The organism is Criblamydia sequanensis CRIB-18 (genome assembly GCF_000750955.1).
In the GTDB taxonomy this organism is placed as follows: domain Bacteria; phylum Chlamydiota; class Chlamydiia; order Chlamydiales; family Criblamydiaceae; genus Criblamydia; species Criblamydia sequanensis.
This window is the reverse complement of sequence record NZ_CCEJ010000012.1, coordinates 1-13,375: the sequence shown is the minus strand read 5'-3', so window position 1 is coordinate 13,375 and position 13,375 is coordinate 1. Positions and strand designations below refer to the sequence as shown.

At 39.1% G+C, this 13,375-nt stretch carries 9 protein-coding genes; 2 read left to right on the top strand and 7 right to left on the bottom strand.

Features of this window, described 5'->3' with window-relative positions; genetic code table 11:
• Positions 1–82 precede the first annotated feature (82 nt).
• Positions 83–1,126, bottom strand: a complete 1,044-nt coding sequence (locus CSEC_RS11200) for an aldo/keto reductase (RefSeq protein ID WP_041018580.1) — start codon at positions 1,124–1,126, stop codon at positions 83–85.
• Positions 1,127–1,315: 189 nt separating this feature from the next.
• On the opposite strand from CSEC_RS11200, the gene CSEC_RS11195 reads away from it, so the two are divergent.
• Entirely contained in the window at positions 1,316–3,631 is a 2,316-nt protein-coding gene (locus CSEC_RS11195; RefSeq protein ID WP_041018579.1) for a RhoGEF domain-containing protein, read from the top strand.
• A gap of 75 nt (positions 3,632–3,706) precedes the next feature.
• On the opposite strand, the gene CSEC_RS11190 is transcribed toward CSEC_RS11195, so the two are convergent.
• The 6 genes from CSEC_RS11190 to CSEC_RS11165 form a co-directional block, all read right to left on the bottom strand.
• Positions 3,707–4,144, bottom strand: a complete 438-nt coding sequence (locus CSEC_RS11190; protein WP_041018578.1) for a host attachment protein — start codon at positions 4,142–4,144, stop codon at positions 3,707–3,709.
• A gap of 120 nt (positions 4,145–4,264) precedes the next feature.
• Positions 4,265–4,912: a ligase-associated DNA damage response endonuclease PdeM gene (gene pdeM / locus CSEC_RS11185; protein WP_041018577.1), complete on the bottom strand. Its 648-nt coding sequence runs from the start codon at positions 4,910–4,912 to the stop codon at positions 4,265–4,267.
• Positions 4,909–7,314, bottom strand: a complete 2,406-nt coding sequence (locus CSEC_RS11180) for a ligase-associated DNA damage response DEXH box helicase (RefSeq protein WP_041018576.1) — start codon at positions 7,312–7,314, stop codon at positions 4,909–4,911. The genes pdeM and CSEC_RS11180 overlap by 4 nt, the downstream gene beginning before the upstream one ends.
• A complete protein-coding gene (locus CSEC_RS11175) occupies positions 7,311–8,912 on the bottom strand; it encodes an ATP-dependent DNA ligase (protein ID WP_041018575.1) in 1,602 nt (533 codons plus the stop codon). Before CSEC_RS11175 ends, CSEC_RS11180 begins: the two co-directional genes overlap by 4 nt.
• The gene (locus CSEC_RS11170; RefSeq protein ID WP_041018574.1) at positions 8,912–9,919 is read right to left on the bottom strand and encodes a ligase-associated DNA damage response exonuclease; all 1,008 of its coding nucleotides are present in this window, start codon (positions 9,917–9,919) and stop codon (positions 8,912–8,914) included. Before CSEC_RS11170 ends, CSEC_RS11175 begins: the two co-directional genes overlap by 1 nt.
• 4 nt (positions 9,920–9,923) lie before the next feature.
• Entirely contained in the window at positions 9,924–11,099 is a 1,176-nt protein-coding gene (locus CSEC_RS11165; RefSeq protein WP_041018573.1) for a hypothetical protein, read from the bottom strand.
• A gap of 137 nt (positions 11,100–11,236) precedes the next feature.
• On the opposite strand from CSEC_RS11165, the gene CSEC_RS11160 reads away from it, so the two are divergent.
• The gene (locus CSEC_RS11160) at positions 11,237–13,201 is read left to right on the top strand and encodes an alpha/beta hydrolase family protein (protein ID WP_041018572.1); all 1,965 of its coding nucleotides are present in this window, start codon (positions 11,237–11,239) and stop codon (positions 13,199–13,201) included.
• Positions 13,202–13,375 lie beyond the last annotated feature (174 nt).

The following is a 13,375-nucleotide window of genomic DNA, read 5'->3' as shown; positions in this document are numbered from 1 at the left end:
TTATGTTTTATCAATATTTACCTTAAAAGTTGGTTTTAACTCTATATTTTTCAAAATATAATTAGAGATTAAGGAAGAAACTCTAGAGCAATAGCTTATCTTCAACTTCTCCATGGATGAGTTTTCGAATTCCTGATTCCTTTAAAAAATCATGCGGAAAACCAAGAGAAATGTCGCTTACTTCATCAAGAAGTTTTAAGTCTTTTTCATTAAGTTTAAAATTTAGACACCCCAAATTTTCTTGAAGCTGCTTCTTATTTTTAGCGCCGACTATAGGAATCACCGGAAAAGGACGCTGTAAGAGCCAATTTAAAGCCACTTCTGCAGCGGTAACTTTTAATTTTTTTGCGATTTGCTGAACGGTTTTAGCAATCGCTAAATTTTTTTCAGATAAGAATCTCTTCCCGAATTCCGGGTTGATCGCAAATCGGCTTTCTTTAGGGCCTTTTTTACCTTCTGGAGAAGAATATTTTCCGGCTAAGACTCCCATTCCAAGAGGAGACCAGGCAGTGACTGCCATTTTAAAATCTTCTGCCATGGGGATAAGATCTCTTTCTGATGTTCTTTCAATGAGGCTATAGTTCACTTGAATGCCGCTAAAGGCTATTTTATTTCTAAACAAGGCTTCGGTATTGCCTTTAGCAATGACCCAAGCCGGGGCATCAGATATCCCGGCATAAAGAATTTTGCCCTGCCTTACCGCATCATCAAGGGCCCTTAAAGTTTCTTCTATAGGAGTAATTCCATCGAAGGCATGCACCCAATAGATATCAATGTAATCGGTTTTTAATCTTTTTAAGCTTTCTTCGAGCGAGCGAAATAGGTTTTTTCGATGGTTGCCGGAAGCGTTAGGGTCCTTTGGATCCTGAGAGAGTGTGTATTTGGTAGCAATCACAAGACTTTGTCTTATTTTAGATGCAAATTTACCAATTAAGGTTTCACTTGTTCCTTTTGTGTAATAATTGGCCGTATCAAGAAAATTGCCTCCTGCTTCTACATAAGTTTTAAAAACTTCAAGAGAGCTTTTTTCATCAGATCCCCACTTAAATTCTTCTCCGAAAGTCATGGTTCCAAGACAAATTTCAGAAACTTTTAGGCCTGTATTGCCAAATAATCGATAACGCATGTCGTCTCTCCTCTTAAGAATTTAAAAGAGGATACTACTAAATTGCCTCTTTTTTTGATTTAAAAAATCTTTATAAAGAGATTAATAAAAACTTGTAAAGGTAAATTTATAATAAAAATTAAAGAAAGTTGGTAAAATAGTAATATGAGAAATTCAAATCTATAAATTTATTAACTAAGGGTGGCTTCAATGAATACAAGTAGTGGTGCTGCTTCAGGTAATAATCCTAATTATGAAGTTACAAATCTAAACGTCCAGCAAACAAATAAAAGTTCCGACTTATCTAAGCCCGCAAAGTTTGAGGGGACCGCTAAGATCAATGGAAGAAATGTCACGGTGACTCTTAATTACGAACGGGGAATAGATCTTAAGACGGCGCAAAAAGATATGAATGTCACTATGCAAAAAGTGGCTTATCTTATGAAAGAAAAGAAACTTGGCGTTCAATACACGGAGGCTGCTTTTAAAGGTTCAGAAATAAGGCTTAAATCTTCTCAAGATTCTTTGGTTTTAAATGAGAAAGGTTTGACTAAGGAAGTTGAAAGAGGAGTTAAGAATGCTAAGAAAGAGATTAAGGACTTACAAAATCAAGAGCGGAAACTTGAGCGGCAGACGAGGAAATTCATAAGAAAAGCAAATCCTGACAAACTGAATGAAGCAAGAGAAAAACTCAGCAATACAAGAGCGCGTCTTTCTGAAATGAAAGAGAAACAAAATGAATTAAAAGGATATACTAGAGTTTTTAAAAATAAACTTCCCAAAAATACCACTACAGATATTTCCGCTCATTCCGTCCCTAAAAGACCGTTTCCTTATGAACCGAAAGAAACAGAGAGAGCTTTAAGAACCCCTCGTCCGGTTTCAACTAAACCTCTACCACCATTACCTGCAAAACTTTTAGCACCCACTCAATCTCCTTCTGCCCCCCTGAAAGAGAGGCCTCAAGCTCAATTAAGGACTCCTCCTCAATTTCCGAAGAGGCCCATGCCTCCAATCCCTCAAAAGACTGAAGGACAAGTGCCTACTAGGCCAATACCGGCAACTCCTCAAAAAACTGAGGGACAAGGGAGAATGACACCTCCAGTGCCTACTAGGGCCGTACCGGCAACGCCTCCAAAAGCTCAGGGACAAGGGAGAGCGGTACCTCAAGTGCCTAATAGGCCAATACCGGCAACGCCTCCAAAAACTGAAGGACAAGGAAGAGCGAAACCTCCAGTGCCAAACAGGCCCATACCGGCAACTCCACAAACAGCCACGGGACAAGCGAGAACGATGCATCAAGTTCCTAATAGACCGATACCGGCCACTCCTCAAACATCTCAGGGAGCTCAGTTTGGACCCCGTCAGTTGAGAAATGCCTTGAGAAATGAAGCACAATCCAATGCAGGGAAAACCCCAAAAACCCAAACTTCAGCTCCCTCTGTTGCTAAAGCGCCTCTTCAGAGCTTCCTTCCCTTTGATCGTACAAAAAAAATGTCTGAACAAACTTTACCGACCGTTTACACCAAAGACTTTGATGCTTCAATTTATGTAGCAGATGATGTAAGGGATGAAAAAAAAACCCAGTTTTTGATTGCAGCCAAAGAAATTCTTACAACCGAGCAAACATTTAAAACAAACATGGTAATTCTTCTCGAGGGATTAAACAACCTAGAATTGGAATTGAAAAAGCAGGGAAAAGAACTCCCTCGGAATCTTGCTGAGAATAGGAAAGAGCTTGTGTCAATCATTGAAGCTTCAGGTAAATTAATTGATAAATTAGAAACAATGCATCAAAAGGATGGAAAAATACACGCCTCAACGCTTGCCGAAATATTAGATTCACCTGAAATTAAGCAGTGCTTGACTCATTTAGCTAAGGCTTCATTGTCTAACTCAGCGGTAACCGAAGAAATTATTAAATTGAAATCCGGAAAGACCACCAAAAAAGCCTTGGAAGCTGTCCAACAAGAATTATCTAAAGCTACTCCATTAGATATAGATTCCCTTATTATACAGCCGATACAAAGGGGGCCAAGGTACGAACTGTTGGCCAAGGAAATTTTAAAAGCAGTTGATCCAAGACCTGAGAAACCGGAAACAGATGCCGGCAAAGCATTAGAAAAAGATATCGCCTCAATAAAAGACACTATTACAAATTATAATACACAGATAAGGGATAGGGAGCTCTCTTTAGAACTTAAACTGCTGCAAAGATCTAAATTGAAAGGAGGCTTGCCCATCTTGCAAGGAAAGGCTTTTTCAAGGGTAAGAACAAAAAATATTAAGCCTGATGATTTCATAACAACCTTGCAGCATCTAACGGATAAAAATGGAACCCGAAAGTATTTAGAGAATAGATCTTCTGAAGAATTGAAAGCCTTTAAAGACCTTCCGAAAGTTTTTAATGCCTTTAAATCTTTTGCTGAATCTAAATTTAAAAAAGAGTTAAGCGAGGAGCAAAAAAGCCGCATAGACAATCTTATAGGAGAATTAGAAGAAATATCTAAGTTAGCGGCTAGATAGACACTCTTTCAAATATAGCTTTGCATTCAAACTCAAGAAAGAAGAGCCTCATACGGCTTATCTATCCCAGGTCAATTAATTCACGACGGGCATATGAGTCCAAATTTCTCCGGCGGTAAATTTGGTCAGGTCCTTTGAAACTTCAGCTTCAACGCATTTTGTGACACTCGCGCTAAGTTCATTTCTAAGCACCCCAAGAAAGCTTGGTTCTGCCATAAGAAACATGCGTGTAAAACTGCCGGTTTTCTTTTCGGCATCTAGATACTTAGATATTTGACGGGCGAAAATAATCGCTTCTTTTACTTTATAGGTGGTGGCGGGCTCCATCATATGCTGACCCATGCGAAAAGCTTCTGTTGTGCAACCCATATTGTCTGAATAAAGCTCATCTGCTTTTAGCCCGCTTTGCGGATGGATAAGGGTATGTATTTCTTTAAGGCTTCCAAATTTCTCCACTTCAAAGATTCTAGCTTTTTCTTTATTAGCCACAACAATCCAAGTTTCTTTTTGCATGGTGCCCCCCAAAAAATTAGAAGAAGAAAAGCTTTCTTCCTAAAGTCTTATTTTAGGGTCTAAAGCTTGAGTTTACAACCAAAAAAAGATTTTACACTTAAGTCCTTTTAAAGGCGCATTTTAAATTTCGATGAGGCTTGTTCCGGTGGTTGCAAAAACTCGATCATTTGAGGTCCAGCTGATCGTGTGGCCTCCTGTGAATGAACCAAAGGCAGGCAAAATTACAACCTGATCCTTTACATGGAAACAAGGGAGTCTGACTCTATCAGGTCCTTGTTTTAGAACGACTTGAGGGTGAATATGCCCTGCCATAGTAAATCTATCCGGGGTCTCATCCGGTGGGTGATGGCAAAAAGCAAAAGGAGGGATGACAAGAGGGTCTCCTGAAGCTGCGATTCCCCATTCAGCGAGCTTTTCAGCTTTTAGGCTTTTATCATGATTGCCAAGTGTAAGATATAAAGGGCAATGCAATCTTTTTACCCATTTTGAAATTTGATCTAAAACGTAAGGTGTTAAGCCATCGCCTGAATGAACAAGGTCGCCTAAAATCAAACATCTTTTTGCGTTTCTCTTTTTTACGCATATTTCAAGAAGGTTTAGATCTTCTTCCATATTGCCTTCAGGGATACCGACGCCAAGTTTTCGAAAAGTTGCGGCTTTGCCAAGATGCAAATCAGCGACAATCAGCATTTCCATTGCGGGCCAAAAAATGGCCTTTTCAGGTAGCAGTTCGACACTTTCGCCGCCAAGATTAATGCTGACACTCATGCTGATTTTCTCCAGCCTTTCCGAATCGTTTCTATTCGTTTAAAAATATCTTCCGAACTTAATCTTCCCAAGTCTAATTCCGCATAAAGAGGAAGAGAGAATAAACTTAATTTCTTAAGTTCTATGTGTTTAATTGTAAGCTCGTTAATTGATTTTAGGTCTTCTAAAAAATCGTCTAATCCAAGTTTTTCAAGCTTTGCTTCAAAGTAGGCTTGTTTTAATAAAAACTGCTCCGGGTCATATTTTGTGAACACATCGAAAAGAAGCGATGAAGAGGCTTGTAGCTGTCTTAAACTTTTCGAAAATCCACCCGGGTATCCGGTAAACACAAGCCCGCTGATTCTAGCGATTTCTCTAAATTTAACTTTTGCAATCTCTGAGAGATGAACGCTTTTCTCTAAATCAAGGAGGGCTGAATCCAAAGAGCATAACTCTTTAATTTTCTTTTCGTCAATCTCGAGCTTTTTACTCGATAAGATTTCAAACCCAAAATCATTGGCCGCAAAAGAGAGCGTCGTTTCAAAAAGGTGAGTTAAGCGATAAGAAAAAAGAAGCGCTAAGGCTTCATGGGTTTTTCTTCCAAGCAAAGGATAAAAGAAAAGATGCCAGCCATCCCGGGTTTTAATCTCTTCTACCAGAAACTCTTCCTTTTTCGGGACGGTAGATATTTTTTCTTGCCACTCTAAAATTTTAGTTGTTATGGAGTCGTCCCTCGATTTTTTAGTCGCGAAATCATCTAAAACAAGCTTTAATTCAGAAGCTGCCGTTTTTGAAAAAGGCAAAAGCCCCCCGCCCCAAATAGGGGTGTGGATTAGTTTTGGATTTTTACTTAATCGAACGGTAGCTACAAGGTCTTTATAGCGTATAAGTTGATAGGCAACCCCGCCTAAAGAAAAATGCTCCCCGGGTGCTAATTGAGAAATAAAACTTTCCTCTAATGAACCCACATTTTTACCTTTTACCATTCTGACGGATGCTGAAGCTTCGCTTTGAATCGTGCCTATGCTTAGTCGATGCCTTGTAGCAATTTGCTTTTCTTTAACCTTTAAAAGCCCGTTCTCTAAATGAATTTTTTTGTAGTCCGGGTACGCCTTTAAACTTTTTCCGCCTCTTATAAGGAAATCCAAACACTCTTCAAATTCTTCTTTGGTTAAGTCTTTAAAGGCATGGGTAGAGAGGGCTTCTTCAAAGCCAAGATGCGGGTCAAGCCCGGAGCCTAAAGCCAAGGTTGTCAAATGCTGCACAAGAACATCAAAATTTTGAGTTAAGGGCTCTCTCTTTTCTATTTTATTTTTTGTAACTGCTTGAATAAGAGATTTAATTTCAATGACTTCAAGTGCATGAGTCGGCAGAAGAAGGATATGGCTTGGTTCATTCGGCCTATGTCTTGACCGTCCGGCCCTTTGTAAAAGGCGGCTGACACTTTTAGGAGATCCAATTTGTATGACTTTGTCAACACTTGGAAAATCTATTCCTAGATCAAGCGAGGAGGTGGCAATAATAAAGCTTAAGTCTCCTGATTTGGCTTTCGTCTCAACCTCTTCCCGGACCTCTCTATCGAGTGCGCTATGATGGAGAGCGGTTATTTTCTTCCATCCTTTTTCAAATTCAGAAATAGCCCTAAACCAGCTCTCTGCTTGAGCTCTTGTATTAACAAAAATGATAGTCGTGCTTTCAGGATCAAGGTAGGGAATGACATAGGGAAAAAGCCTTAGTCCATACCGTCCGGTTAAAGGCATCTCTTTTAATTCATCAGGAAGAATAATCTGGCATTCTAAGGCTCTAGCTACATTTTTTGAAATAAGACTATAGGGATTTTTCGCTCCGACAGCTATTTGCGCTGCTTCCTCTAAGTTTCCAATAGTTGCTGAAATGGCCCACGTGCTTACTTTTGGGGAAACTCTTCTTAGATGGGCTAGGGAAAGCTCTAGAAGCACACCTCTTTTAGTGCCTAGAAGTTCATGCCACTCATCGATGATGATGGTTTGCAATCCTTTGAAAGAATCAGAGTCGTGGGAAAGAAGAAGGGATAAGCTCTCAGGTGTAGTGATTAGAATATTTGGTAAAACTCTAAGCTGTTTCGATTTTATTTTGGAAGCTGTGTCGCTTGTCCTGCTTTCGATAGTAAGAGGAAGCGATAAAGTTTTTATGGGATCCATAAGCGCTTTTTCAACATCTCTTGTCAAGGATCTCAAGGGGGAGATATAGAGAATTTGCAGCCCTTCATAGGGTTCATGAATCGCTTTTTCTAACGCTCCAAAATAAACGGCATAGGTTTTTCCGGAGCCTGTAGCAATTGAGACAAGACCGCTTAACCCCTTTTCCATAGCATTCCAAGTTTCTTCCTGGAAAGGAAAAGGGCGGTAATTTTTTTTGCTAAAATAAGCAGTTGCAATTTTCATCGATTGTCGACATTCCTTAGTAAAATTCTTAAATTGTCGAGCGTATCTGCCTCACTTACCGGCTTATCCTTTCTCCAAAGCCCAAGTCTTGGAAAGCGGAGCGCTAATTTTGCTTTATGCCTGTTGGATTCCTGGATGCCCTCGAACCTGATTTCAAAGACGTGGAAAGGCTCTACCTGCCTAACAGGCCCAAATTTTTCAAGCGTGTGTCTTCTAATCCAACGATCCAACTCTTCAATCTCTTTTAGAGTAAGCCCGGAATAAGCTTTAGCCACCGGTACAAGCTCTCCTTTTTCCCAAACCCCGAAAGTATAATCGGTATATTGACCCGATCTCTTACCAGAACCAGGTTCAGCATACATTAAAACAGCGTCAATTGAAAAAGGGTCTACTTTATACTTCCACCAATACCCTTTTTCACGTTTATAGCCATAAATGGAATCCCTTTTTTTGATCATAAGGCCTTCTGTCCCCTGACTTATGGCATTTTCTCTAAGCTCTTTCACTTCCTCCCAGCTATTGGCTGTTAATGAAAGAGAGGGGATAAAGAAATTCGGGTCAAATTCCATTAGAATTTCAAGTAATTTTTCCCGCCTTGATTCTAAGGGAATTTGCCTTAGATCTTCAGTTCCAAGCTTTAAAAGATCATAAACTATAAAAGTAACCGGGTATTTTTTAAGCATGTCCTGAGACACCTTTTTCCGGCCGAGCCTTTTTTGCAAATGCCCGAAAGCTCTTGGTTTATTGTTTTCATAAACTAAAATTTCCCCATCTAAAATCCCTGAAAAAGAGAGTCTCGACAACTCTTCGGAAAGTTCAGGAAAGCTATGTGTGATCAGTTCGCCGCCTCGGGACCAAAGGGAAGTCCCGGCTTCATTTTTTACAGCTTGGCAGCGAATTCCATCCCACTTCCACTCGACAAGAAACTCATCCACTCGGCCTAAGTGTTCCAAAGATCGATCAAGGGGGGAGGCTAAGTAAAAAGGATACGGGACTAAACTTGTAGAGTCTGAAGATGTTTTTGAAACCAGATTATCAAAAAAAGCAGAAGTTGGTTCAAAAGGGACTTGCAACTTACTTAAAACCCTTTCCGGGGTGATATTATACGCTTCAGCTAAGGCTTTTGCAACAAGTTGCTCTGAGACACCTACTCGAAAAGCCCCGGTAAGAATTTTATTAAAAATAAATTTGCCTTGCGACGGCAATTTGTCCCAATAAAGAAATACTTTTTCTTTTTTTTCTTCTTCGGTTTGGGAAATAAGGGGTAAGATCCGCTCTTCCATCCAATAGGAAAGAGATAAGGCTTCAAATTCTTGAGTTTGTCCCGGCACGAGTAAAGCCGCAGTTTCGGCTGTGTCTCCGACCGACCCATACGATTCCATAAAAAGCCAATGGGGAAGATTTGATTTTTCCTGGGCCCAAACCCCTATTTGTCTACTTGTAATAAGGCTTTTAATGCGGCGTCCGCTTAAAAAAAAGAGAGCCCAAACCGCATCTTCTTTAGGAGCTGTTTTAAAATAATGAGTGAGCGCCCTTTTTTTTTCATTCGTGGAAGTGGTTTGATCAAGACTTTGGAAGAGTTCTAAAAACCGCTCCATTACTCCTCCTCATTCGGAATAAAGCCATAACCTGCAAGGGGTTTCGCGTCAATACCAAGCTCTTCTTTGAGATAGCGGCTTAAAAGTTGCTCATACCCATGGGTGACGAGCACTTTCTTAGCTTTTGTTTCCTTTATGGTTCGTAAAAGATCCTTCCAATCGGCATGATCGGAGAGGACTAACCCCTTGTCATAGCCGCTTCGACGTCTATTGCCTCTAACAAGAGACCAACCGGAAGCAAAAGCGGTTTTGCAAGGCAAGAAACGCTTCATCCATACGGATCTAAAGGTAGAAGGAGGGGCTAAGATTAAAGCGTTGCTATAATCAAAATTTTTAGGGTTATCAAGAGGAGAGGTAGCAAAAGAAAAATCAAAACCTTCTTCTTGATAGAGAGTATTGAAAGCTTGAATAGACCCATGAACATAGACTGGGCCTGTCTGATGATGATTTTTTATCATTTGTAATATCCGTTGGGCTTTTCCAAGGGCATAACAAAATAAAATTGAAGCAAAGCCGTCTTTGGCATTTTGCTGCCACCACTTTAAAATTTCATGGGTTGAGGTCTCAACTGTCGGCCAATTATAAATGGGGAGGCCGAAAGTGGCTTCTGTTACAAATAGATCGCAAGGTATGGTTTCGAAGGGATCGGCAGTTTGATCTTCCTGTCTTTTATAATCTCCTGAAATCAAGGTCACATAGGAATTACTTTCACATCTTATTTGGCTTGAGCCTAATATATGGCCTGCCGGATGAAAGGAGATTTGAGAGTTATTTAAGATAAAAGGTTCCCCATAAGGGTAAGAAGTTATTTTGGCATCGGACCCAACTCTTCTTCGTAAGAGAGCCGCATTTTTCTCTGAGGTGATGTATTCTCCGGAACCGCTTCTTGCATGGTCTCCATGAGCATGAGTAATCAAAGCCACAGGAACAGGTCTAAGAGGGTCGATATAAAAATTCCCGGGCTTATAAAATAACCCTTGCTTTTGGACAACTAAGCTATCTTTCATGTTCTTAATCCATGATATTAATAAATTTTATGTCTTCTGAATCCCTTGGAAGTCCGGCTTTAAAAAGCTCTTTTCTTAGTTCTTGCGCCTCTTTACTAAAGCTTTCATCCGGAAAATGAATTTCATATAAATACTGAGTTTCTGTTTTCTCTTCAGCTATTGAAATTTTGGTTCGTACAACGAGATAGGGCCCGGAAGAGCCATCTTTTCTTGGAAAAGTGGTTTTTCTTTCTATCTCGGCAGTTTTTCTTATTTCATCAAGATTAATTGTAGTTTCTATTTCAGGTTTGCCTAATTCTTTGGCAAAGGGTAGTCCCTTTAGAGCCATAAATAGCGGCCCTGAAGCGCCGACTGTAAAACCTTGAGAAAGGGTGGCTAATAAAAGCTTGCCGAACCGGATTTCTTTTGGATCTTTAGAGTTTAAAAGCTCCTCCACATGACTTTGAAAAAAGTTCGAAAACTTGTTAGTTAATTCATTGAGATCTTTTCCCTCAAGTTTTGCAATGTCTTCTTCTAATTTTTTACTTTTTTTCCCTAAAGAAAATTGAGAAAGCAGAGAAAAATAGGCTATTATGCGCTCTTTAAAAGCGCTAACTTTGTTTTCTTTAAGAGCTAAACTGCCTTCTTTTGAAAAAACCGGGCGGTTATTTATTATAACTTCTGTTTTACCTTGTTCCAAATAGCGAGCGGCGTCTTGGCCTATTTGCTTTGTATTTTTAGGCTTTTCCGAGCTTAGGTTTTCTCTTGTTTCAACAAGGCCGTCTTTACCCAGAATGGCTTCTTTAATGACATGGGCTCGTTCTTGTTTTTCTCGATTTTCATTGAGGCGAATAAGAAAACCCTCTGTAATTGAGAGACCTATCATTTGAATTTCGTTTCTAAGGCGTCTTGGCTTATCTTTTTGGGCAAGCTTGATTTCATCTTGAACAAATTTGGCTATTTTTTGAGCTTCCTGGCTCGCATTTTTAGGTTTAATTTCGCCTTTAAGAATCGATAAAGCTTCTTCGAGGTGAGCCGCTGTCGTTTGATTTATTGAAATGGCTTCTTTGGGTGCCTTTACTTCCCTTCGAAAGAGGGCCATGGTTTTTTCTTCAGTAGAGGATAGGGTAACCGCTTGATTCGTTTCAAGAGCTTCAAAGGCTCTTGTCAAATTGGATAATAAAGGTTCAACTTTAACCATAAAACCCCTTTACAAACTTAATTGTTTCTTAATTTACATCTTTTTTAAAAAAATAAATTGCCCTAACTAATTATAAATAATAATAGTTTAATTTATAATATTATTAGTCAGTTTTTTTAAACTAATAATGAGGTCTTATGCAGGGAGCAAATCCACTACCCATACAAGGAACTAGGCCTTTAAATACTCATGATATTCAAAACCACCAAAAGGGTGAAAGAACTGCTGAAGAAATCAAGGTAATTGAAGCTGTGCAAACTCCTTTGGAGCAACTTTCAGAAACTAAATTCTACGATTTTACAGGTAACGCTTTTGTCTCCTTCTTTAGGAAAGTGGCTCGTTTCTTAGATTTTACGAAGTATCTAGGAGGAATGTTAAATTCAAATACCATAGTTCGAGGCGCTTTAAAGGACTGGGATCCGGAAAGGATCAAGAAGGGTAAGCACCCCCTACTAAAATTTTTTGGAGCAGAGCATCTTCAATTTAAAAGTACCACTCATGAAACTGTAGATGCTCATTACCTTAGTTCGGCTAACTTGATCAAAAGGTTGGAGGAAGTAGGCGGTCAAAGAAAGACTTTAAAATTAGAAATTCCGGAAAATAGCCCCTTTAATAAGATGAAGAGATGCTATCTTCATGTCGAGGGTAAGTTTGAGCAGAAGGAGAATGAACCGCCAGAAAATGAGCTTCCCATAGTTTTGCATGAGTTAAATTTCGATGAAGATCAAATGGCTAATCTAAAAGAATCCACTTTTGGTTTATTTGATAAAAAAATTATTAAAGATGCTTCCACCGGCAAGTTTTATTTAGTGGATCTTGTTTCTTATGATAGGCTCTTAAAGTCAACCTATAGCTACCATAAGGATGCTAACTATAAAACCCATCTTATATTTTCTTTTAATGACTTAAACATTAGTGAATCAGGGAAAATAGATGAAAATGTTTTAGAGATAGTGGATGAATTTCCAGCTATTGTATTTGATATCAAAGATTGGGATGCCCTTCCAGAAGAAAAGAGACATCTTTTGCAAACCACCAGTTGGAGCATCGTATATTCTAAAGATCAGGTTTTTCTTGTCAGAAAAAAGAATATTCCCGCATTGGAAATGTTTTTCGAAAATGAGATTAAAGATAGCGAAATGAAACTTAAAATCGGAATCCCTGAAAAAATTAGCGATACAAAGAAAACAATTTTGCTTACCCAAAACCAAACAGATGTTTACGAGGGTCACATACCTGAGATGTTATCTTACGCATTAGAGGGAATTAATGTCATGGTGTATAATAACCCTGGGAAGGGGCTAAGCACTGGACTTGCCGATAATAACAATATAAATGCCTCAATTGAATCGGCGTATAAATATCTTCGAGAAATCAAACATCTGAAAAATAATGAAATCTTAGCTAAAGGAGAATGCTTTGGGGCAGCCCCGACAGCGTGGCTTGGAAAAAAATATCCTAAAATTAATTTAATGATGGATCAAAATTTAGCTAATTTTCATGAAATTGTTATGCAAAGTATTAATGATTTTTGTGAAAAAGCCATACAAGATAAGATACCAAGTGAACAGGAGGCTGAAAAAAATACCCTGGAGTATGAACTGAGGAATTTTAAAAGCTGGGCACCTTACATTGTAAAACTTAATTTTATTGTTGAAGGCCTTGTAAAGGCTCTATTCAGCGGCTATAATACCGCAGAAGATCTTAGATATAATAGAGGGCACCAGTTAATAAATACCAATGTTCCATATAGAGGGGAGGGGGGTGATGATTTGGTACCCTCTCATCATCCGGAATTAATGATTGATGCTTTATTGACAAAGAGACGTAATCAGGTCATTAAGCTGTCAATGAACCCTGGTGGAACGCATGTAACTAATTGGTGGAAAGGTAGAGAGTCAAGAGAGGCTGTAATGGACTTCTTTAAGGCAATTGACTTTTTGCCTAAAACTAAAGAAGAAAGTATCCCCTACGAAGAAACCCTTTCAACAGTCCCCTATAAACCTCATCAGAAAGATAAAGTTCAGGAACAGGAAAAAGAGCCGAATTCATTCTGGGAAAGAATCCTCAAACAGAGAGATCCTATGGATTTCTTTGAATAAATTTCTTTTACTATTTTACGAGGATTAAACTTTTGAAGTTTTATGCAAGTGAGGCCTGTAAAAGAATGTGAGTCAATTACTTCTAAATATCCTATAGAGCCTCCTGCGGTTAAAACAGCTGAAGAAAGTGCGGTTGAAAAAGCGGTCGATAAACCCTTTGAAGAGCTTGGTAAA

Coding starts and splice junctions, on each gene's coding strand:
- CSEC_RS11160 (WP_041018572.1), top strand. CDS start 11,237: ATGCAGGGAGCAAATCCACTACCCATACAAGGAACTAGGCCTTTAAAT.
- CSEC_RS11190 (WP_041018578.1), bottom strand. CDS start 4,144: ATGCAAAAAGAAACTTGGATTGTTGTGGCTAATAAAGAAAAAGCTAGA.
- CSEC_RS11175 (WP_041018575.1), bottom strand. CDS start 8,912: ATGGAGCGGTTTTTAGAACTCTTCCAAAGTCTTGATCAAACCACTTCC.
- CSEC_RS11200 (WP_041018580.1), bottom strand. CDS start 1,126: ATGCGTTATCGATTATTTGGCAATACAGGCCTAAAAGTTTCTGAAATT.
- CSEC_RS11170 (WP_041018574.1), bottom strand. CDS start 9,919: ATGAAAGATAGCTTAGTTGTCCAAAAGCAAGGGTTATTTTATAAGCCC.
- pdeM (WP_041018577.1), bottom strand. CDS start 4,912: ATGAGTGTCAGCATTAATCTTGGCGGCGAAAGTGTCGAACTGCTACCT.
- CSEC_RS11165 (WP_041018573.1), bottom strand. CDS start 11,099: ATGGTTAAAGTTGAACCTTTATTATCCAATTTGACAAGAGCCTTTGAA.
- CSEC_RS11180 (WP_041018576.1), bottom strand. CDS start 7,314: ATGAAAATTGCAACTGCTTATTTTAGCAAAAAAAATTACCGCCCTTTT.
- CSEC_RS11195 (WP_041018579.1), top strand. CDS start 1,316: ATGAATACAAGTAGTGGTGCTGCTTCAGGTAATAATCCTAATTATGAA.